The organism is Streptomyces sp. NPDC126497 (genome assembly GCF_040302425.1).
GTDB lineage: Bacteria > Actinomycetota > Actinomycetes > Streptomycetales > Streptomycetaceae > Streptomyces.
Window position 1 is genome coordinate 1 of sequence record NZ_JBEORT010000123.1, and the last position, 19335, is coordinate 19335.

Annotated in this window: 17 protein-coding genes and 1 pseudogene; 11 read left to right on the forward strand and 7 right to left on the reverse strand. The window is 73.3% G+C overall.

What is annotated here, in order from left to right:
* From ABTY20_RS31575 to ABTY20_RS31615, 9 genes and pseudogenes are all read left to right on the forward strand, one after another.
* A partial coding sequence (locus ABTY20_RS31575) for an aldehyde dehydrogenase family protein (RefSeq protein WP_352000571.1) occupies positions 1–209 on the forward strand: 209 nt, incomplete at its 5' end.
* Between the two features lie 78 nt (positions 210–287).
* Positions 288–830, forward strand: coding sequence for an SDR family NAD(P)-dependent oxidoreductase (locus ABTY20_RS31580; protein WP_352000586.1), 543 nt, complete (start codon positions 288–290; stop codon positions 828–830).
* Positions 802–1095: a putative antibiotic biosynthesis monooxygenase gene (locus ABTY20_RS31585; RefSeq protein WP_352000572.1), complete on the forward strand. Its 294-nt coding sequence runs from the start codon at positions 802–804 to the stop codon at positions 1093–1095. The genes ABTY20_RS31580 and ABTY20_RS31585 overlap by 29 nt, the downstream gene beginning before the upstream one ends.
* The gene (locus ABTY20_RS31590) at positions 1092–2336 is read left to right on the forward strand and encodes a low temperature requirement protein A (protein WP_352000573.1); all 1245 of its coding nucleotides are present in this window, start codon (positions 1092–1094) and stop codon (positions 2334–2336) included. Before ABTY20_RS31585 ends, ABTY20_RS31590 begins: the two co-directional genes overlap by 4 nt.
* Positions 2337–2645: 309 nt before the next feature.
* The gene (locus ABTY20_RS31595; protein WP_352000574.1) at positions 2646–5429 is read left to right on the forward strand and encodes an ATP-binding protein; all 2784 of its coding nucleotides are present in this window, start codon (positions 2646–2648) and stop codon (positions 5427–5429) included.
* Positions 5430–5589: 160 nt separating this feature from the next.
* Positions 5590–6414, forward strand: a complete 825-nt coding sequence (locus ABTY20_RS31600) for an alpha/beta fold hydrolase (RefSeq protein WP_352000575.1) — start codon at positions 5590–5592, stop codon at positions 6412–6414.
* 65 nt (positions 6415–6479) lie between these two features.
* Positions 6480–6803, forward strand: coding sequence for a putative quinol monooxygenase (locus ABTY20_RS31605; RefSeq protein ID WP_087788960.1), 324 nt, complete (start codon positions 6480–6482; stop codon positions 6801–6803).
* A gap of 147 nt (positions 6804–6950) precedes the next feature.
* Positions 6951–7198: pseudogene (locus ABTY20_RS31610) on the forward strand (SDR family NAD(P)-dependent oxidoreductase); the annotation flags it as partial.
* Positions 7199–7500: 302 nt separating this feature from the next.
* Positions 7501–8889: an MFS transporter gene (locus ABTY20_RS31615; RefSeq protein ID WP_352000576.1), complete on the forward strand. Its 1389-nt coding sequence runs from the start codon at positions 7501–7503 to the stop codon at positions 8887–8889.
* A gap of 44 nt (positions 8890–8933) precedes the next feature.
* On the opposite strand, the gene ABTY20_RS31620 is transcribed toward ABTY20_RS31615, so the two are convergent.
* The 6 genes from ABTY20_RS31620 to ABTY20_RS31645 form a co-directional block, all read right to left on the reverse strand.
* Complete coding sequence (locus tag ABTY20_RS31620) at positions 8934–10889, reverse strand: helix-turn-helix domain-containing protein (protein WP_352000577.1); 1956 nt, start codon at positions 10887–10889, stop codon at positions 8934–8936.
* Between the two features lie 87 nt (positions 10890–10976).
* Entirely contained in the window at positions 10977–11777 is an 801-nt protein-coding gene (locus tag ABTY20_RS31625; RefSeq protein ID WP_352000578.1) for a 3-hydroxybutyrate dehydrogenase, read from the reverse strand.
* A gap of 54 nt (positions 11778–11831) precedes the next feature.
* The gene (locus ABTY20_RS31630) at positions 11832–12311 is read right to left on the reverse strand and encodes an NUDIX hydrolase (RefSeq protein ID WP_352000579.1); all 480 of its coding nucleotides are present in this window, start codon (positions 12309–12311) and stop codon (positions 11832–11834) included.
* 64 nt (positions 12312–12375) lie between these two features.
* Positions 12376–13989 carry an apolipoprotein N-acyltransferase gene (gene lnt / locus ABTY20_RS31635; protein ID WP_352000580.1) on the reverse strand — a complete coding sequence of 538 codons (1614 nt, stop codon included), beginning with the start codon at positions 13987–13989 and terminating at the stop codon, positions 12376–12378.
* Between the two features lie 91 nt (positions 13990–14080).
* On the reverse strand, positions 14081–14626 hold the full coding sequence (locus tag ABTY20_RS31640) for a hypothetical protein (RefSeq protein ID WP_352000581.1): 546 nt from the start codon (positions 14624–14626) through the stop codon (positions 14081–14083).
* Positions 14627–14676: 50 nt separating this feature from the next.
* Positions 14677–15471 carry a glutamate racemase gene (locus ABTY20_RS31645; protein WP_352000582.1) on the reverse strand — a complete coding sequence of 265 codons (795 nt, stop codon included), beginning with the start codon at positions 15469–15471 and terminating at the stop codon, positions 14677–14679.
* 16 nt (positions 15472–15487) lie between these two features.
* On the opposite strand from ABTY20_RS31645, the gene ABTY20_RS31650 reads away from it, so the two are divergent.
* On the forward strand, positions 15488–16705 hold the full coding sequence (locus ABTY20_RS31650) for a glycosyltransferase (RefSeq protein ID WP_352000583.1): 1218 nt from the start codon (positions 15488–15490) through the stop codon (positions 16703–16705).
* Positions 16706–16724: 19 nt separating this feature from the next.
* Here ABTY20_RS31650 and ABTY20_RS31655 read toward each other — a convergent pair whose 3' ends face one another.
* Entirely contained in the window at positions 16725–17999 is a 1275-nt protein-coding gene (locus tag ABTY20_RS31655; RefSeq protein WP_352000584.1) for a TerD family protein, read from the reverse strand.
* A 294-nt stretch (positions 18000–18293) separates the two neighbouring features.
* On the opposite strand from ABTY20_RS31655, the gene ABTY20_RS31660 reads away from it, so the two are divergent.
* Positions 18294–18728 (forward strand): DUF6643 family protein, encoded by a 435-nt coding sequence (locus ABTY20_RS31660; protein ID WP_352000585.1) that lies wholly within the window; start codon positions 18294–18296, stop codon positions 18726–18728.
* The last annotated feature ends 607 nt before the right edge of the window (positions 18729–19335 follow it).

The window sequence follows — 19335 nt, forward strand, 5'->3', positions numbered from 1 at the left end:
GCTCGGACTCCATGAAGGCCCGCCGGATCGCCCGGCGCATCCGCACCGGCACCGTATGGATCAACACCTGGGGAGCCATCAGCGAGGACTTCGAGGAGGGCGGCGTCAAGGGCAGCGGTTACGGCTACCTGTGCGGCCCGCGCGCGATCGAGGAGTTCCAGGCCCTCAAGGTGTACGTGGAGCAGGACCACACCCGGTCCGCTCACTGATCGGACCAGGACCTGGCCCGGCGCCCACCCGGGCACCGGGCCGTCCCCTGCACGGGAAGGTCGCACCAGGCGTCGATTCTGGTCACCGGAGCGACGAACGGCCTTGGTCTCGCTCCGGCGGAGGAGCTTGCGGAAGCCGTGCACCAGTCGCTTCCGCACGGTCGTGCCCCGCAGCGACCGGTGCCGATCGCGCAGCGTTTCGGGGTCGAGCAATACATCGCCGACCCGTCCGCTCCGGCCGAGCCCCAGCGACTCGCGACCGAAGTGGCGGCACGGCGCGATCGCCCCGACGCGCTGGTCAACAACGCGGGTGTGGGCTTCACCTGGAACGGCACCGGCCGAAGCATGTCAGCGGACGGACACCAGGAGCGGCCGGCGGTGGACCGTCCGAGCCCTGTGCTGCTCACCCGGCGACTGCTGCCGCTGTTGCGCGCGGGCAGCCCGTCACACAGCGCCGACATCGCCTCGGCCGTGCAGGAACCGATGGAATCAAAACGATACACAGCATGTCGATGTGGAGTTGTCCATGAACGAGAGACCTGTTTCCCATGCCCACGGTGCCGACGATCCTGGACTGCCGAGCCCACCGGCAGTGACAGACATCCGGCACACGCTCCGTAAGCAGAGCCGGAACGCGTTCGCGAACGCCGAACCCCGGCCCGACCCCACCGTTCCGGCCGCCGCCCGGCGTTGGAAGCTGTGGCTCCTCACCGTGTGCGGTATCTACCCCACCATCGTCCTGCTGGGCCTGGCCACGAACCCTGTCCTGGAGGGTCTGTACCTGCCGGTGCGACTCGCTGTACTCGTCCCGGCGGCGGCGGCAGCGATGGTCTGGCAGATCAATCCCCGACTGCAGCGGCACTTCGGAGCTTGGCTCACCAAATGACAGGCAGCCCGGCTCCGCCGCCGGTGTGCTCCGCGGCGCCCGCACACCACAGACCACTGCGCAGGCTCACGGCGCGAGGCCGCGACGAGAGCCACCGCGGCGTCTCCTCACTGGAGCTCTTCTTCGACCTGTGCTTCATCGTGGCCATAGCCCAGGCAGGCGCCCAGTTGGTGCACGCCGTGGTCGAGGGACACACGGGCGAGGGGATCCTCAACTACTTGATGATCTTCTTCGCCATCTGGTGGGCGTGGATGAACTTCACGTGGTTCGCCTCGGCTTACCACAACGACGACGTGCTGTACCGGATCGTCACGCTGATCCAGATAGCCGGCGTGCTCGTCCTGACGGCAGGCGTCTCCCAGGCGTTCGAGGAACACGTGTACCTGGTCGTCGTCCTGGGCTATGTGATCATGCGGCTCGCCATGACGGCGCAGTGGCTGCGCGTGGCGCGGTCGAGCCGGGGCCCCGAGCGGACGATGGCGCTGCGGTACGCCATCGGGCTGTGCCAGATCGGCTGGCTGGGGCTGCTGGTCCTGCCGGAGGCCGGCCGCCCGTGGGTCTTCCTGGTGATGGCGCCGCTGGAGATGGCCGTACCGCTGTATGCGGAGCGGGCCCACCCCACGCCGTGGCACCCCCACCACATCGCCGAACGGTACGGACTGCTCACGCTCATCGTGCTCGGCGAGACCATCGCGGCGGCCACCGTCGCCGTGAAGTCGGGGATCGACGAGCACGAGGCCCTGGGTGAGTTGCTGCCCATCGCCGCCGGCGGACTGCTGATCATCTTCGCCGCCTGGTGGGTGTACTTCGCGGTCCCCGCCCATGGGCACCTCCGCTCCGACCGGCAGTCCTTCCTCTGGGGCTACGGCCATTACCTGATCTTCGTCTCGGGTGCCGCGATCGGGGCCGGCCTGGAGGTGGCGGTGGAGCAGGCGGTGGGCAGGAAGCACCTTTCGACGCTGTCGGCGTCGGCGGCGGTGACGCTGCCGACAGCGCTGTTCCTGCTCACGGTGTGGGCGCTGCACTCGCGCTTCCACAAGGTGGGGATCGCCCAGCAGTCGGTGCTGCCGGCCACGGCGCTGCTGGTGGTCGTCTGTACGTTCCTGGGTCACTGGGCGGTGCTCGCGGCGGGGCTGGTGGCGGCGCTGGCGGTGGCGGCCGGGGTGACGCTGACGGCGCTCGGGGCGAGCCCGGAGCGCGGCAGGGGCGAGGAAGGCGGCGTCGCGGTGCCAGTTCTGTGAGGGAACCCTCGCTACCGCGGGAACCTGGCCGGCACGGCGTACGACGGCGCCCGTGCCGTGCGCCCGGTGCACCTGCTCGACGTCAGCCAACTCGAAGGGCTCCCCGGGAAGGCCGACTGCCCTTGGTGCTGTCGTTGCGGTGGGGCTGCAGCGCCCGACGGGCGTTCTGCATGATCTTCGTTCGGGGGCTGTGGGTGTCGGCGAAGCAGATGGCTTCAGGCTCCGTTTGCCGGTGGGTGTGATACTTCCTGGTCAGGTGCGTGGCTAGTGTTTCGACTGCTTCGCGAGGCTGGACGAGGGACGCGGCGGATGTGGGCGAAGTCAGGAACAGGCACGGGCGTCGGACCGACCGGGCTGGTCGGCCGGGAGGGCGAGCTCGCCGAGCTTGCGGCGTTCCTGGACATGGCCGGGACGGACGGAGCTGTTCTGCTGCTCACCGGTGATCCGGGCGTGGGGAAGACGGCACTCCTGGACGCGACCGCCGAGCTGGCGGTGGCGAAGGGAGTGCGGGTCGTCCGCGGGAGCGGTGTCGAGTACGAGACGGACATCAGCTTCGCGGGGCTCCATCAGCTCGTCGGTTCGCTGCCGGACGAGCTCGGTCGTCTGCCGCGTCCCATGCGGGAGGCCCTCGAGGTCGCCCTCGGTCTCGGCGCCGGTCCCGCGCCGAGCCGGATCGCCGTCCTGAACGCGGCACTGTCCCTGTTCGACGAGGCCGCGAAGGAGCGGCCGTTGCTCCTCGTGGTCGATGACCTTCATGTCGTCGACCAGGCGAGCCGGGCCGCGGTGGGTTTCGTCGCCAGAAGACTGGGGGGCCGCCGCATCGGGCTGCTCGGAGCGCAGCGGGCGGAGTCCGGCGAATCCTTCCGGTCCACCGGTCTGCCGGAGCTCGAGGTCGCGCCGCTGGGTGACGCGGACGCCCTGCGGCTGCTGTCCCGACGCTTTGTTCACCTTCCCCGCCGGGTTCTTTCGACCGTGGCCCACGAGGCGCAGGGAAATCCCCTGGCGCTGCTCGAGTTCGCCGGGTCCACCGGGATGTCCGGCGACCGACACGGCCAAGGGCCGGGGTGGGCGAGCGGCCCGGGGCGCGACGTGCGCGCTCTGTACGGCGCCCGCGTCGGACGACTGCCGCACAGAACGCGTGAGGTACTGCTGCTCGCGGCTCTTGAGGGCTCCGGCGACATCGGCGTCCTCGAGGCGGCCGGCGGGCCGGGCAGCCTCGAGGAACTCGCTCCCGCGGAGCGCGACCACCTGGTCATGGTCACGGAGAACGGCCGCGCGGTGCGCTTCAGGCATCCGCTGGTCAGGTCCGCGGTGGTCGACGGTTCCACCGGTGAACAGCGGCGCGGCGCCCACCGCCGGCTGGCCGACGCGCTGGCCGACCAGCCCGAGCGGCGCGGTGATCACCTCGCCAGAGCCACGACGGCGCCCGACGAGGCGGTCGCCGCCGTCGTGGAGTCGGCGGCCCGGAGCAGCCTGCGGCGCGGTGACGCCGACGGCGCGATAGCGAGATTGCGGCGCGCGGCCGAGCTGAGCCCCGACCGCGCGGACCGCAGGCGCCGCCTGTCGCAGGCCGCCTATGCCGCCGCCTGGGTCGCAGGCCATCTGGAGGTCAGCCACGAGATCATGCGTGAGGTCGAGGGCAATCCCGCGGCCCGGTCGCTCTCGGCGGCCGCGACGGCCGGTTTCCTGGTGCTCGTCACGGAAGGCGACGCCGATACGGCCCATGCACTCCTGATGGAGGCGGTCGAGCAGGCCCGGGTGATGCCCGGACCGCCTCACGAGGAGCTGGAGACCGCGCTGTTCACCCTCACCCTCGCCAGCCAGTACTCGGGCCGGCCCGAGCACTGGCAGCCTCTGGCCGACGTGCTCGCCCGGTTCCCCGAGGCGGCGCCCGCCGCCGCGGCGTCACTGGGGCGCGTCCACCACGACCTCGGCTCCGTCACCGACGGCATGCTGCGCCGCCTGGACGAGGAGATCGCGCGGCTGAGGGACCAGAGTGACGCCGACGTGGTCATCCGCACCGCCCTGACCGCCTCGTACCTCGACCGGCTTCCGGGCTGTCGCGAGGCCGTGTCCCGGGTCATACGCGACGGCGGCGCGGTGGGGTCGAGCATGCCGGCCCTGATGTTCGTCGCCCTGGACGACTTGCACGCCGGCCGGTGGCAGGCGTCGGCCGGCGCCGCGGACGAGCTCATCGCACTGTCCGAGGAGACGGGGTACCACCTGTTCGCCCAGGTGGGGCACTACGTCGCTGCGATGGCCGCGGCCCAGCGCGGCGCCCTCGACGCGTGCCGGGAGCACTGCGAGGACATCTGGGGGTGGTCGGGTCCCAGGGGCCTGCGGCGGCTGGAGAACTGCGCCCACCAGGCGGCGGCCCGGGTGGCCCTCGGCGCCGCCGACTTCGAGACGGCGTTCCGGCACGCCTCGGCGATCTGCGCCCCGGGTGTGCTGCCGCCGTTCAACCCCGAGGCCGTGTGGTCCGCGCCGGACCTCGTCGAGGCGGCCGTGCGCTCCGGGCGGCACGCGGAGGCACGACGGCACGCGGACGCGCTGCGCGACGCCGGTGTCGGTCACCTCTCGTCGCGGTTCGCGCTGAGCACGGCCACGGTCACGGCGATGACATCGGCTGCCGAGGACATGGTCCGGTGCTTCGAGGAGGCGCTCGGACTGCCGGGCGTCGAGCAGTGGCCCTTCGAGGTCGGCCGTGCTCGTCTGGCGTACGGCGAGAGGCTGCGCCGTCAGGGGCTCAACCGCGAGGCCCGGGTGCAGCTGGCCGCCGCCCGCGGCCACTTCGAGGAGCTCGGGGCCCGTTCGTGGGAGGCCCGGGCCGCGACGGAGCTCCGCGCCACCGGGATGACGCGGACCGGCCGGAACAAGGCTGGTGAGACCCTCACCCCGCAGGAGCTGGAGGTCGCCAGGCTGGCGGCGACGGGGCTGTCGAACCCGCAGATCGCGTCGCGTCTGTTCCTTTCGCCGCGGACCGTGTCGTCGCATCTCTACCGCGTGTTCCCGAAGCTGGGGATCACGTCGCGGGCCGGGCTCCGCGACGCTCTGGAGGCGCTGCCTCCCGAGCCTCCGGCCACCCGGCTGTGAGAGCTACCGGTCGGGTCCCAGCACTGCCCCGGTACTGACGTAGGCGAGCCGTCGGCCGGATGTCAGTCAGCTGACGGAGGCTGTCGGCACGGTGGCCGAGCCATTCTCGTGGAGACATCGAATCCCCCCGGTAACCGGGCGAGACCACGAGGAGCGGACCATGCCGTTCGTCACCACCGGCGACGGAGTCGAGATCTTCTACAAGGACTGGGGCTCGGGCCGGCCGGTCATGTTCCACCACGGCTGGCCGCTGAGCTCGGACGACTGGGACGCCCAGCTGCTGTTCCTCGTCCGGCGGGGCTACCGCGTCGTCGCCCACGACCGCCGCGGGCACGGGCGCTCCGCCCAGGTCGGCCACGGGCACGACATGGACCGCTACGCGGCGGACGCCGCCGCCGTGGTGGCGCACCTCGGTCTGCGCGACGTCGTCCACGTCGGCCACTGCGCCGGTGGCGGAGAGGTCGCCCGGTACGTCGCCAGGCACGGTGCCGGCCGGGTTGCCAAGGCCGTCCTCATCGCAGCGGTCCCGCCGCTCATGGTCCGAACGAGATCCAACCCCGCGGGGTTGCCGGTGGAGGTCTTCGACGGCTTCCGCGAGGGCGTGGCCACCGACCGCTCCCAGTTCTACCTCGACATCGCCTCCGGGCCGTTCTACGGGTTCAACCGTCCGGGCGCGGACGTCTCCCAGGGCGTCATCCAGAACTGGTGGCGTCAGGGGGTGGCCGGCAGCGCGCAGGCGCACCACGAAGGGATCGGAGCGTTCTCGGAGACGGACTTCACCGACGACCTCCGGGCGATCGACGTGCCCACGCTCCTCCTGCACGGCGACGACGACCAGATCGTCCCGATCGCCAACTCCGCCCGGTCGGCGGTCACGTTGGTCAAGAACGCGGACCTGAAGGTCTACCCGGGCCTGTCGCACGGCATGTGCACCGTCAATGCCGACACCGTCAACGCCGACCTCCTCGAGTTCATCAGGAGCTGACACCGGCCCGGTACCGCACACAGCCCGTCAGCACGGAACACAACACGGAACGGAAAGGAATCACCATGACCGCAACACCCACCGGCTACGTGACCGTCGTCTGGGACGCGAAGGCGAAGGCGGGCAGGGAGGACGACCTCAAGGCGTTCATCACCGCCGCCGTCACCCCCTCGCGCAACGACCCCGGCAACATCGACTACGAGTCCCACGAAGTCGAGGGCCGACCCGGCGAGTTCGTCATCTACGAACGCTGGGAGACACGCGCCCACCTCGACGCACACCTCGCCGCGCCCCGGATGCGGGAACTCGTCCCGCAGATGCTCGAACTGATCGACGGATCCATCGAGGACGGCATCCGCCTGCTGCGTCCGTTCCGCCCCGCCCACTAGAGCAGGACGCCCGCCGACGCCGACGCCGACGCCGACGCCGACGCCGACGCCGACGGAGCGTACCGCCGCGAACCAATCCCTCGGGTGCTCCCGGTGACCGCTTTCCGGGAGCACCCGCTCCGACGACACGCACAGGAGAGACACGACGTGGCCACCACATTGATCAACGGCGGCAACAGGGGCCTCGGCCGCCAGATCGCCCACCGACTCGTCCGGGCGGGCCGGACGGTCTGGATCGGAGCCCGGACGCCGGGAACGGACGCAAGGCCGCCGACCGGCTCGGCGCCGGCTTCGTCCAGCTGGACGTGACCGACGACGCGTCGGTCGGCGCGGCGGTCGAGACGCTGCGCGCGTGGGCGGGCCACCTGGACATTCTCGTCAACAACGCCGGGATCCCCGGCGAAGTGACCGCCCCGAGGACATGACGGCCGCCCAGATCCGCCACGTCCACGAAACCAACGCCGACCAGCACGGGAGTCAGCACCGCGTCGTCAGATCACCCTGAACCACGCGTCCCGGAGGGCACTCGTTTTGACCATCACCGATCCCTTGAGAGGCCTTTTCCTGAACTGGCATGGTGGCCACACCATAGTCAACCCCCGAACTATGTAGCCCCGCCACATGTGCGCCTGACCTGCGGATTCCTACGGTGTGGCAACACGCAAACGTCCCCGTCACACCCCAGGAAGTGGTGCCGATGTCGTCGCCCGCAACCGCTCCACCAGCCCCGAACAACCTCAAGCGCATCGTCGCCGCGTCCCTCATCGGCACCACCATCGAGTGGTACGACTTCTTCCTCTACGGCTCCGCCGCCGCGCTCGTCTTCAACAAGCTGTTCTTCCCGGACTCCGACCCGCTCGTCGGCACGCTGCTGTCGTTCCTGACCTACGCCGTCGGGTTCGCCGCGCGGCCGCTGGGGGCGCTGGTCTTCGGGCACTACGGGGACCGGCTCGGACGCAAGAGGCTGCTGGTGCTGAGCCTGCTGTTGATGGGCGGGGCGACGTTCGCGATCGGGCTGCTGCCCACGCACGCGACCGTCGGCAGTGCCGCGCCCGTGCTGCTCACGGTGCTGCGGCTGGTCCAGGGGTTCGCGCTGGGCGGTGAGTGGGGCGGTGCCGTGCTGCTGGTCTCCGAGCACGGGGACGCGCGGCGGCGCGGCTTCTGGGCCTCCTGGCCGCAGACCGGTGCGCCGGCGGGGCAGCTGCTGGCGACCGGTGTGCTGTCGCTGCTGACCGCGGTGCTGTCGGACGCGGCGTTCGAGGCCTGGGGCTGGCGGATCCCGTTCCTGCTCTCCGGAGTGCTGGTGATCGTCGGTCTGTGGATTCGTCTCTCCGTCGACGAGTCGCCGGTGTTCAAGCAGGCCCTGGAGCGGGCCGAGGCCCGCGAGGCGGACGCCGGCACGGAGCGGATGCCGGTCGTGGCGGTCCTGCGGCACCACTGGCGCGACGTGCTGGTGGCGATGGGGGCGCGGATGGCGGAGAACATCAGCTACTACGTGATCACCGCGTTCATCCTCGTGTACGCGACCACCTCCGCCGGGGTCTCGAAGCAGACCGCGCTCAACGCCGTGCTCATCGCCTCGGCGGTCCACTTCGCCGTCATCCCGGCCTGGGGCGCGTTGTCGGACCGGTTCGGCCGGCGTCCGGTGTATCTGGCCGGCGCGGCCGGCGTGGGGCTGTGGATGTTCCCGTTCTTCGCCCTCATCGACACCGGCGGTTTCGGCAGCCTGCTGCTGGCGGTGACCGTGGGCCTGGTGCTGCACGGGGCGATGTACGCGCCGCAGGCCGCCTTCTTCTCCGAGATGTTCGCGACCCGGATGCGCTACTCGGGTGCGTCCATCGGCGCCCAGTTCGCCTCTGTGGCGGCGGGCGCTCCGGCGCCGCTGATCGCCACCGCGCTGCTCTCGGACCATGGCAGCTCCACCCCGATCGCGCTGTACGTCATCGCGGCGAGCCTGCTGACGGTCGTCGCCGTGGCGGCGGCCAAGGAGACCCGCCACCGCGATCTGGCGGAGGTGGCCCCGTCGGGCGGGACGGCGGGGAACGCCGGGAAGGCCCCGGCCGCCCGGGACGCCCGCGTTCCCTGACCGGGTGCGGCGGCCGTCCCCCGCACGCCCCGCGTGTGCGGGGGTCAGCGCCGTGCGGGGGACGGGGCGCCCGCCGACAGGCGGTGCAGGCGCAGGGCGAGCTGGATCTCCAGGGCCCGGGCGGGGCTCTGCCAGTCGTCGCCGAGGAGGCGGCCGACGCGTTCCAGACGCTGGGCGACCGTGTTGACGTGGACGTGCAGCTCGTCCTTGGTGCGGGCGGGGCTCATGCCGCAGGCGAAGTAGGCGTCCAGGGTACGCAGCAGTTCGGTCCCGCGTCGTCCGTCGTACGCCACGACCTGGCCGATGGTGCGTTCGACGAAGCCGGCGATGTCCCGCTCGCCGGCCAGCAGCAGTCCCAGGAAGCCGAAGTCCTCGGCTGCGGAGCCCTCACCGGGGCGGCCGAGGAGGCGCAGGGCGTCGAGGCAGCGGCGGGCCTCCGCGTAGGCGGACGCCACGGTGTCGGGGCGGACGGTGAGGCCTTCGACCGGGGCGGACGCGCCGACGGTGACCGGTTCGTGGACGGCCGTGCCCAGGTGCCGGGCGATGCGGCGGGCCAGACCGGTGGCGGTGTCGCCGGGGGCGAGGGGCAGCAGCAGGACGGTGCCGCCGTCACGGGCGGCGGCGAGGCCGTGCCGGGTGGCCGCGAGGTGGGAGGCCGCGGCCCACAGCCGTCTGCGGGCGTCGGCCTCTTCGTCGGCGTCGGCGGCGGAGCCCTCCAGCCGGGCGGCGAGCACGGCGTGGGTGGCGTCGAGGTCGGCGTGCAGCCGGGCCGCGCGCTCGCGCAGCAGGCGCGGGTCCCGGTCGCGGGCGTCGAGCAGGTCGTCGAGCAGCTCGCCGCGGACGCGCTGTTCGGCCTCGGCGGCGGAGCGGCGGGCGAGCAGCAGCAGTGAGGTGACCATGGCCGCGCGTTCCAGCGTGCGCTGGTCGACGGGGTCGAGGCCGGGGTGGCCGCGCAGCACGAGCGCGCCGAGGAGTTCGCCGCCGGCGGCCACGGCGGCGATCCAGTCGTCCCGGTGCCGGACCGCGTGGCCTTCCGTGCGCGAGGATTCGAGGGCCTGGGCGGGGACCGCGGCGGCCTCGGCGAACTCGACCGTGCCGTCCAGGACCTGGGAGACGGCGGCGGCCACGTCGTGCACCCCGCCGCCGCGCAGGACCAGCTCGGCGAGCCGGTCGTGGACGTCCGAGGCGCGTTCGATGACCGCGCTGCGGTCCTTGATGATCTCGTTGGCGCGTTCCAGGCCGGCGAGGGCCGAGCGGGTCTCGGCGAGCAGGTTGGCGGTGTCGATGGCGGCCGCGGCGAGGGCGGCGAAGGAACCGAGCAGGGCGATCTGCTCCCGCCCGAAGACCCGGGCCCGCCGGTCCGCGGCGAACAGGACGCCGATGACGTGGCGCCCCAGCATCAGCGGCACTCCGAGGATGGCGACGAGGCCCTCGTCGCGCACTCCGGTGTCGATGCTGCGGGTGTGCCGGAAGCGTTCGTCGCGGAAGTAGTCGTCGGTGACGTACGGGCGGGCGGTCTGCGCGACGAGGCCGCCGAGTCCTTCCCCCATGCCGAGGCGCAGTTGCTGGAAGCGGGCGGCGACCGAGCCCTCGGTGACCCGCATGTAGGTGTCGCCCCTGGCCGGGTCGTTGAGGCTGAGGTAGGCCACGTCCGTGCCGAGCAGGGAGCGGGCGCGCTGCACGATCGCCCGGAGCACGGCGTCCAGGTCGCGCAGTCCGGCGAGGTCGTGGGCGGTCTCGAAGAGGGCGGACAGCTCGGCCTCCCGGCGGCGGCGTCCCTCCAGCTCCGCGCGTACCCGCAGGGCGAGCGCCCTGGCCTGCTGGAGGGCGGCGATCCGCCCGGGGGGCAGCCCCTCGGCGCGGGCGAGCAGTACCGGCCGCTCGTACGCCTCGGCGGAGGCGCCGCGGGCCAGCAGCTCCAGGAACGGCGTCTCGGCGCCGCCGGCCGCGGAGCCGGCGGGGGCGGGACGCTCGGCGGGCTGCGCGTGATCATGGGACATGCTCACAGGATTCCTCATCCCCCGGCCGCCTCGTCAGGCCTGTGGAGAACTCCGCCGGCCGACGGCCGGCCGCTGACGGCCGATGCCTCAGTGCGCGGTCCAGCCGCCGTCCAGCACCAGTGAGGTGCCGGTCACGAAGGACGCCTGTGGACCGCACAGATAGGCCACCGCCTCGGCGACCTCCTCCGGTTCGATGAGCCGCCGGACGGCACTGTCCCGCAGCAGCACTTCGGAGACGACGCGTTCCTCGGGGATGCCGTGGGCCCGCGCCTGGTCGGCGATCTGCTTCTCGACCAGTGGGGTGCGCACATAGGCGGGGTTCACGCAGTTGGAGGTGACGCCGTGGGGCGCGCCTTCGAGGGCGGTGGTCTTGGACAGTCCTTCCAGACCGTGTTTGGCGGCCACATAGGCGGATTTATAGGCCGAGGCGCGCAGACCATGGACCGAGGACACATTGACGATGCGCCCCCATCCCTGGCCGTACATATGGGGCAGGGCGCCCCGGATGAGCCGGAAAGGCGCCTCGAGCATCACGGTGAGCACCGTGTGGAAGACGTCCGGCGGGAACTCCTCGAGGGGGCGGACCAGCTGCAGCCCGGCGTTGTTGACCAGGACGTCGGTGCCGGCGCCGACGAGTTCGGCGGCGTCCAGGTCGGTGAGGTCGAGGACGTGCGGTTCGACGGCGCCCTCGAGGTCCCGGGCCGCCTCGGCGAGTTCCTCCAGTCCCGAGGCGTCCCGGTCGACGGCTCTGACCTCGGCCCCGGCGGCCGCGAGCCGCAGCGCGCAGGCGCGGCCGATGCCGCCGGCGGCGCCGGTGACGAGGGCGGTGCGGCCACCGAGGTCGAGCGGGGTGGCGTGGGGGGCCGGAAGGGCACGGGGCACGGTCATGTCCCGACCCTAGGCAGCGCCTGGACGGCACCACATATGGCCTGGCCCTATAGTTCAGCCGGTTCCAGTGGGGTCGAACCATGTAGGTGTGTCGGAGATGGCCTGCTTGATCCGAAAGTGTGCGAACTCGTTCAGCTCCGGCAGCGCGTCCACGGCGAACCAGCCGACCTCCAGCGACTCGTCGTCGTTGACCCGTGCCTCGCCGCCGAGGGCGCGACAGCGGAAGGTGATGTCCATGTACTGGCAGACGTCGCCGTTGTCGTACGTCACCGGGTCCAGCGCCTGGACCAGGACGACCCGCTCGACGGCGCAGCGCACCGCGGTCTCCTCCTCGACCTCCCGCACGGCGCAGGCCGCGGGCTGTTCCCCGGGCTCGGGGATGCCGCCGATCACCGACCACTTGCGGGTGTCGGTCCGGCGGTTCAGCAGGACCCTGCCCTCGTCGTCGAAGACGAGCGCGGTGACTCCGGGGAGCCAGAGCAGCTGATGGCCGGCGGAGGCGCGCAGGGCGCGGATGAAGTCAGGAGTAGCCATGCCCCGACCCTAACCGGCCGGTCGGGGCCCTCCCCCGCGGTTCAGGGGGCGTGCGGCGGGCGTACTACCGCACGTCACCGGCGCGTCGCCCGCGCACCCCGGCGGCGACGGCCCGGCCCAGCCCGCCGGCGGCGACCAGGACGAGGGCGATCTCCGGGAGGACGCCGAGGCGGGTGGCGGGGGTCTGCGAGGTGCGCAGCGGCACCTCCTGCACCAGCGAGTCGGCGACGAACATGCCGGTCCTCTGCGTGACCTCCCCGTCGGGCATGATGATCGCGCTGACCCCGCTGGTCACCGGCACGGTGACGGCGCGGCCGTGTTCCACGGCGCGGACCCGGGACATGGCGAGCTGCTGGTAGGTCATCTCGCTGCGGCCGAAGGTGGCGTTGTTGCTGGGCACCGAGATCAGCTGGGCGCCGGCGGTGACCGTGTCGCGCACCGCCCAGTCGAAGGCGGCCTCGTAGCAGGTGACCAGGCCGACCCCGGCGCCGCCCATGGTGAAGACGCCCGGCTCGTCGCCCCGGCTGAAGTCCCGGCCGACCATCGACGTCCAGTCCTCGTTGATCGCCCCCACCAGCGGGCGCAGCGGGAGGTACTCGCCGAACGGCTGGATCTGCCGTTTGTCGTAGGTGTCCACGGGGCCCTTCGCCGGGTCCCAGAGGATCTGCTCGTTGAGCAGCCTGCCGTCCCTGTCGACCACGCCGCCGACCGAGACGGGCGCGTCGATGGCCTTGGCCGCCCCGTCGATGACGGTGCGCGCGTCGTCGTTGGCGAAGGGGTCGATGTCGGAGGAGTTCTCGGGCCACAGCACGATGTCGGGCTGTTCGGCCCGGCCGGCCGCGACGTCGGCGGCCAGGCGCCGTGTCTCCCGCGCGTGGTGGTCGAGGACCGCGCGCCGCTGGGAGTTGAAGTCCAGGCCGAGGCGGGGCACGTTGCCCTGGATGACGGCGACGGTCACGGTGCCGGCCTCGGGCTCGTCGCCGACCAGCGACCGGGCGGCGAAGGCGGCCAGCAGCGGTACGACGACGCCCAGCGCGCCGACGGCCGCGGCGGCCCGCCGCAGGGTCCCGGTGCGCCGGGCGTGGAGGGCCGCCCGGACGATCTCGCACAGCCCGAAGCCGCACAGCACGACGGCGAAGCCCAGCACCGGGGTCCCGCCGAGCGCGGCCAGCGGCAGGAAGACGCCGTCCGCCTGACCGAACGCGACCTTGCCCCAGGGGAAGCCGCTGAACGGCGCGCGGGCGCGTACCGCCTCGCCGGCGGTCCACAGCGCCGCCGCCCACACCGGCCATCCGGGGAGCTTCGACACCGCGGCGACACCCGCGCCGACCAGCGCGACGAAGACCGCCTCGATCGCCACGAGGGCGATCCACGGACCGGGCCCGACCTCCACACCGGTCCACACCAGCAGCGGCAGCAGGAAACCGAGCCCGAAGAGGTAGCCGAGGCCCAGCGCCGCCCTCCGGCTCCGGCCGCGCAGCACCCAGCCGAACACGGCGAAGGCGGGCAGGGCCAGCCACCACAGGGTGCGCGGCGGGAAGCTGACGTAGAGGAGCAGGCCCGAGGGCGCGGCTGCGGCGGCCGGGAGGAGGCGCACGAGCCGCCCGCCCCACGCCGGGGGCGCGGTCTGCTGCGGTATCGGGTCCGACTCGCCGACGGGGGTTGCGGTGACGGTCACTCCGGGAGTCTACGGCGCGTGACCCGGCGGCCGACAGCACGGCCGGCGGGGCGCGGGACGCGGTGCCGCCGGCCGCGGGTACCGGGGACGGTCAGTGGGTCGCGCCCGGTTTGTGGGGGCGGAGGCGGTCGCGGATGGCGGTGACGGCCGCTTCCGCGTCGTCCACGGTGATCGTGAAGGTGTGGCCGTCCCACAGGCGCAGGACGATGCCCTCGCCGCGCCGCACCACGACCGCCGTGCCCTTCTCGGGCCGCCACCGGTAACCCCAGCCGCCCCAGTGGCGCGGGGTGACGTGCGGGGCGAAGTCCGCGCCCGCGACGTGCGAGAGCGGGATGCGGCGGCGGGGCACGCCCATGTGGCCGCAGCGCACCTCCAGGTGGTCCTCGTCGACCCGCAGCGCGACGTGCACGAAGGCGAGGGTGCCGAACAGCACCAGCAGCCCGGCGGCGATGCAGCCGACGACGGCCATGGCCAGCGGCGCGCTGCCGGACGTCCACGCGGAGTCGACGGCCAGCGCGATGCCGAGCGCCATGCAGGCGGCGCCGATCAGCGCAAGGAACCACTGGTAGCGGTTGGTCGCGCGACCGGTCCAGACCTCGGGGCAGGGGGCGTGCTCGCCGTGGCGGTGGTCCCTCATGACTTTGAGGTTACCCAGAATCCGCTCGGCGGGTACCGCGTGGCACGGTGTCACTGCGCCGTCCGGGCGGCGGCGCCGTGCCGCAGCAGTCTGCCCTCCGCGTAGGTGAGGGCGGCCGCGGGGAGCGCGCCCTCGCGTCCGCTCAGCAGCACCGTCAGGGTGCCGCTCGCCGCCGCCCCGGGGGCGGGCGGCTCGCCGAGCCGGCGCAGGGCCTGGGCGGCCACCGCCCCGGCGGATCCGTGCAGGGCGAGCGGCGGGCGGCCGGGGCGCTGCACGGCGGCCCGGATCCGCTCGGCGACCAGTTCGTAGTGGGTGCAGCCCAGGACGACGGTCGTCACGTCGTCCGGGGTGAGCTCGGCGGCGGCGGCGACGGCCGCGTCGATCGCCGTCTCGTCCGCCCGTTCCACGGCCTCGGCCAGCCCCCAGCACGGCACCTCGGTGACGGTGACGCCGCCGGCGAAGTCCTCGATCAGGTTCCGCTGGTAGGGGCTGCCGGTCGTGGCCGGTGTGGCCCAGATCGCCAGCGGGCCGCCGCCGGCCGCGGCCGGCTTGATCGCCGGGACGGTGCCGATGACCGGCAGCCCGGGTTCGAGGCGGGCGCGCAGCGCGGTGAGGGCGTGCACCGTGGCGGTGTTGCAGCCGACGATCAGCGCGTCGGGCCGGTGCGCCGCCGCGGCCTCGGCGACGGCGACGGCGCGCTCGGTGAGGTCCTCCGGTGTCCTGGGACCCCAGGGCATGCCGTCGGGGTCGAGGGAGAGGACGAGATCGGCGTCGGGCCGCAGGCGCCGTACCGCGGCGGTGGCCGCCAGCAGACCGATTCCGGAGTCCATGAGCGCGATCTTCACCCGGCCACGATAGACGATGAGCCGCTGCGGACCCCCGCCGTGGGGCAGACTGCGGCAGGTGAGCGCCGTTGTGTGGAGTGCCGCCGGATCACTCGCCGCCTGGTGGTGGCTGCTGCTCTGCCAGGGCTTCTTCTGGCGTACGGATGTGCGGCTGCCGCCCTCCCGCGACCCGGGGGCGTGGCCGCCGGTGTGTGTCGTGGTGCCCGCGCGGGACGAGGCGGAGGTGCTGCCCGCGAGCCTGCCCTCGCTGCTCGCCCAGGACTATCCGGGCCGGGCCGAGGTCGTCCTCGTCGACGACGGCAGCACGGACGGCACAGGGGAGCTCGCGCGGGAGCTCGCGGACCGGCACGGCGGACTGCCGCTCACGGTGGGCTCCCCGGGCGAGCCGCCCGCCGGCTGGACCGGCAAGCTGTGGGCGGTGCGGCACGGCATGGATCTGGCGCGCGCGTGTGATCCCGAGTACCTGCTGCTCACGGACGCCGACATCGCCCATGCCCCGGACAGTCTGCGCCGGCTGGTGGCGGCGGCCCGTACCGGAGGGTACGACGTCGTGTCGCAGATGGCCCGGCTGCGGGTGGCGGGCCTCTGGGAACGCCTGGTCGTGCCGGCGTTCGTCTACTTCTTCGCGCAGCTGTACCCGTTCCGCCGGATCGGGCGGGAGGGCACCCGGACGGCCGCCGCGGCGGGCGGCTGTGTGCTGCTGCGCGTGGAGGCGGCCGAGCGGGCGCGGATCCCGGACGCGATCCGGCGGGCCGTCATCGACGACGTGGCGCTCGCCCGCGCGGTGAAGCGGAGCGGTGGACGGGTGTGGCTGGGGCTCGCGGACCGGGTGGACAGCGTGCGTCCGTATCCGCGGCTGCGGGATCTGTGGCGGATGGTGGCGCGGAGTGCGTACGCGCAGCTGCGGCACAGCCCGCTGCTGCTGGCCGGTACGGTCGCCGGGCTGACGCTGGTGTACCTGGTGCCGCCCGTCGCGGTGGTGGCGGGCGCGGTGACGGGAAGCGGGTCCGCGGCGGTCCTGGGCGCGGCGGCCTGGGCGGTGATGTCGGGGACGTACGTCCCGATGCTCCGTCACTACCGGCAGCCGCCGTGGCTCGCTCCCCTGTTGCCGTTCACCGCGTTCCTGTACCTGCTGATGACCGTGGACTCCGCGGTGCGGCACCACCGGGGGCGCGGTGCGGCCTGGAAGGGCCGCACCTACGCACGTCCGGACGCCGTGCCCGACGAGGGCTGACCGCGCGGCACCCCACCTCTCACTTGCGGCCGGGGGTCCAGTTCATGCCCCACCCGTAGGCGTGGTCGACGGTGCGCTGCGGGCTCACTCCGCGCTCGGGCACCAGGTAGCGGGCCTCGCGCCGGACGACGAGCTCGCCGCCGCCGGTGTTGGTGATCAGGGCGAGCGCGCACACGGTCGAGGGGACGGTGCACTCGTCGAGCGAGAAGTCGACCGGTGCGCCGTGCTGCGGCCGGAGGGTGACCGTGGCGTGCAGGTCGGCGAAGGAGCGGGCGCCCTCGTAGACGGTGACGAAGATCAGGATGCGCCGGAAGAGGTGCTTGTGGTCGAGGTTGACGGTGAGGTTCTCGCCGCTCGCCACGGCACCGGTGCGGTCGTCGCCGTCCAGGTGGATGAAGGGGGGCTGGTGCAGTGCCCCGAAGGCGTTGCCGAGGGCCTGGACGACGCCCTTGCGGCCGTCGGTGAGTTCGTACAGGGCGCACAGGTCGAGGTCGAGGTCGGAGTGCATGGCGACCGGGCGGCCCAGCTTGCCGGCCCAGCCCGAGAACTGCTTGCGGACCTCCCAGTTGAGGTTCACCTGCAGGGCGCCCGAGGTGCCGCCCTGCTTGGTCAGCGAGACGGAGGGGGCCGCCTTGGTGAGCGTCACCTTCGTCAGCCGGACCGGTGCGGGGGGCGCGGGCGGCGGGGGCGGCGCGACCGGAGGGGGCGTGGTGACCGGAGGCGCGACGGGCCGCACGGGGGCCGCGGGGGTGGCGGGCGCCGCGGGGGTGTGCTGCGGTTCGTCCACCGTGATGCCGTAGTCGGTGGCGAGTCCCTCGAGTCCGCTGCTGTAGCCCTGGCCGACGGCGCGGAACTTCCAGGCGCCCTGGCGCCGGTAGAACTCCCCGAGGACGAAAGCCGTCTCGCTGGTCGCTCCCGTGCTGTCGAAGCGGGCCGCCACGGTGCCGTCCGCGGCGTCCCTGACCTCGATGTACAGGTCCGGGACCTGTCCGAAGGCGCCGCCGTCGCAGGAGACGGCCAGGATCACCGTCCCGATGCCGGGCTCCACGCGCGCGAGGTCGACGAGCAGGGTGTCGGTGACCCGCCCCCCGGCGTCCCGCTTGCCCTCGTGCCGCACGGCGCCCGAGGCGTGGGCGGGCTGGTTGTAGAAGACGAAGTCGTCGTCGGAGCGGACCTTCCCGCCGGCCAGCAGCAGGGCCGAGGCGTCCGTGTCGGGTACGCCGGGTCCGGAGCGCCGGCCCACGTCCACCCGCAGTGCCGTGGCCGGCACCGGTGTGTTCGATCCCTTCGACATTGACATGTCCGCCCCCATCACGGGTCGCCGCGCCGGGCCGGGGCCCGGCGTCCGCCGGTGTTCGTGGGCACAACCTATTCCTCCGCGCGGGGAACGCCCACGGGGACGGAGGGGGAACCGGTGGCCAACCGCCGGTAACCGGTCCGGAGCTCGGTCTTTACACGAAACACACCTACCGAAGTGCCCGTTTTTCACGCGTTCGTCCACATTGGGGGTCCCCGGTCACGCCGGGCACGGAAAACAACCCTCTTATCGGTCTCCCCAACCAGCACATCGTGGGCTTAACTTATGGCCATGACCTCCCCCCGCTCCACTTATGGCGGCGGCTACTCCTCCGCTGCCTTCCCGGACACCCCGATCTACGACTCCCTCGTGGCCGAGCGGGGCACCCCGCAGATCGCCCCGATCCGGGTCCCCGCCGCGTACGAGGCGCCGGCCAGTCACCTGCCCGCCCTCCCCTCGGCGTTGCCCGCCCTCCCGGCGGCCCCCTCCCAGCCCGCCTACGGCTACGGCTACCCGCAGGCGGCGCAGCCCGCACCGCTCCAGCAGGCGCCCGCGGCGTACATCCCGCAGCAGGCGACCGCGCCGCGCGGCTACCCCGGCCCGCAGCCGCAGCCGCCGCGTCCGGCGCCGCCCGCCGGCTACGAGGCGATGCGCCCCGCGGCTCCGCGTCCGGTTCCCGCTCCCTACCAGGACCCGTACAACAGTCAGCAGTACCGCGGGTACTGAGCCCGCCCGGGGCTGTCGGCGCCGTACGGCACGACGGCCCCACGGGCATGCCCGTCCGCATCCGATTCGCCGGAGGCCCCGAGGCCTCTTCCGGCTGCCCCTGGGGAGGGAATCGGACGTCCGCCCGGCGGGGCGGGAACGGGATGTCGCCTCGGACGCCGCCGGGCTTCCGGCCGACGGCGTCGTGGGCCCGTGACGGCGCCGCCGGCGCACCCCGTCGTGCCGCGGAACCGGCCCGGCCGGGGCCCGGGTGGCGTTCGCGGCGCCGCTGCCCGTCCTCGTCGCCGCCCCGGTGGCCGGCGTCCTCGTGGGGAGCGCCGCCCGGAACGCCCTGCGGCGCTCCGTCCGGCACAGCACCGGAACCGGCACCCGGAACCGGCACCCGGTGGCGGCCACACGGTGGTGCGCGAACTCGATCCGTCCCCGCCGGACCGCTCCGGACGGCGCCGGACGCGGTGGACCGGCGCCGACGCACCTGAAGGACCCTCGGCCGCACGACCGCCTCCGGACACGGACCGACGGACACGGGGCCGTGGCGGCCCGCCACCCCGGCCGCCGCGACGGCCACGGCGCACGCCGTGCTCGCCGGCACCGGCGCCGCCCCGGT

Excerpts from the sequence above, each read along its gene's own strand:
- ABTY20_RS31590 (WP_352000573.1), top strand. The coding sequence starts at position 1,092 with ATGACAGGCAGCCCGGCTCCGCCGCCGGTGTGCTCCGCGGCGCCCGCA.
- ABTY20_RS31595 (WP_352000574.1), top strand. The coding sequence starts at position 2,646 with ATGTGGGCGAAGTCAGGAACAGGCACGGGCGTCGGACCGACCGGGCTG.
- ABTY20_RS31600 (WP_352000575.1), top strand. The coding sequence starts at position 5,590 with ATGCCGTTCGTCACCACCGGCGACGGAGTCGAGATCTTCTACAAGGAC.
- ABTY20_RS31605 (WP_087788960.1), top strand. The coding sequence starts at position 6,480 with ATGACCGCAACACCCACCGGCTACGTGACCGTCGTCTGGGACGCGAAG.
- ABTY20_RS31615 (WP_352000576.1), top strand. The coding sequence starts at position 7,501 with ATGTCGTCGCCCGCAACCGCTCCACCAGCCCCGAACAACCTCAAGCGC.
- ABTY20_RS31620 (WP_352000577.1), bottom strand. The coding sequence starts at position 10,889 with ATGTCCCATGATCACGCGCAGCCCGCCGAGCGTCCCGCCCCCGCCGGC.
- ABTY20_RS31625 (WP_352000578.1), bottom strand. The coding sequence starts at position 11,777 with ATGACCGTGCCCCGTGCCCTTCCGGCCCCCCACGCCACCCCGCTCGAC.
- ABTY20_RS31630 (WP_352000579.1), bottom strand. The coding sequence starts at position 12,311 with ATGGCTACTCCTGACTTCATCCGCGCCCTGCGCGCCTCCGCCGGCCAT.
- ABTY20_RS31640 (WP_352000581.1), bottom strand. The coding sequence starts at position 14,626 with ATGAGGGACCACCGCCACGGCGAGCACGCCCCCTGCCCCGAGGTCTGG.
- ABTY20_RS31650 (WP_352000583.1), top strand. The coding sequence starts at position 15,488 with ATGAGCCGCTGCGGACCCCCGCCGTGGGGCAGACTGCGGCAGGTGAGC.
- ABTY20_RS31655 (WP_352000584.1), bottom strand. The coding sequence starts at position 17,999 with ATGTCGAAGGGATCGAACACACCGGTGCCGGCCACGGCACTGCGGGTG.
- ABTY20_RS31660 (WP_352000585.1), top strand. The coding sequence starts at position 18,294 with ATGACCTCCCCCCGCTCCACTTATGGCGGCGGCTACTCCTCCGCTGCC.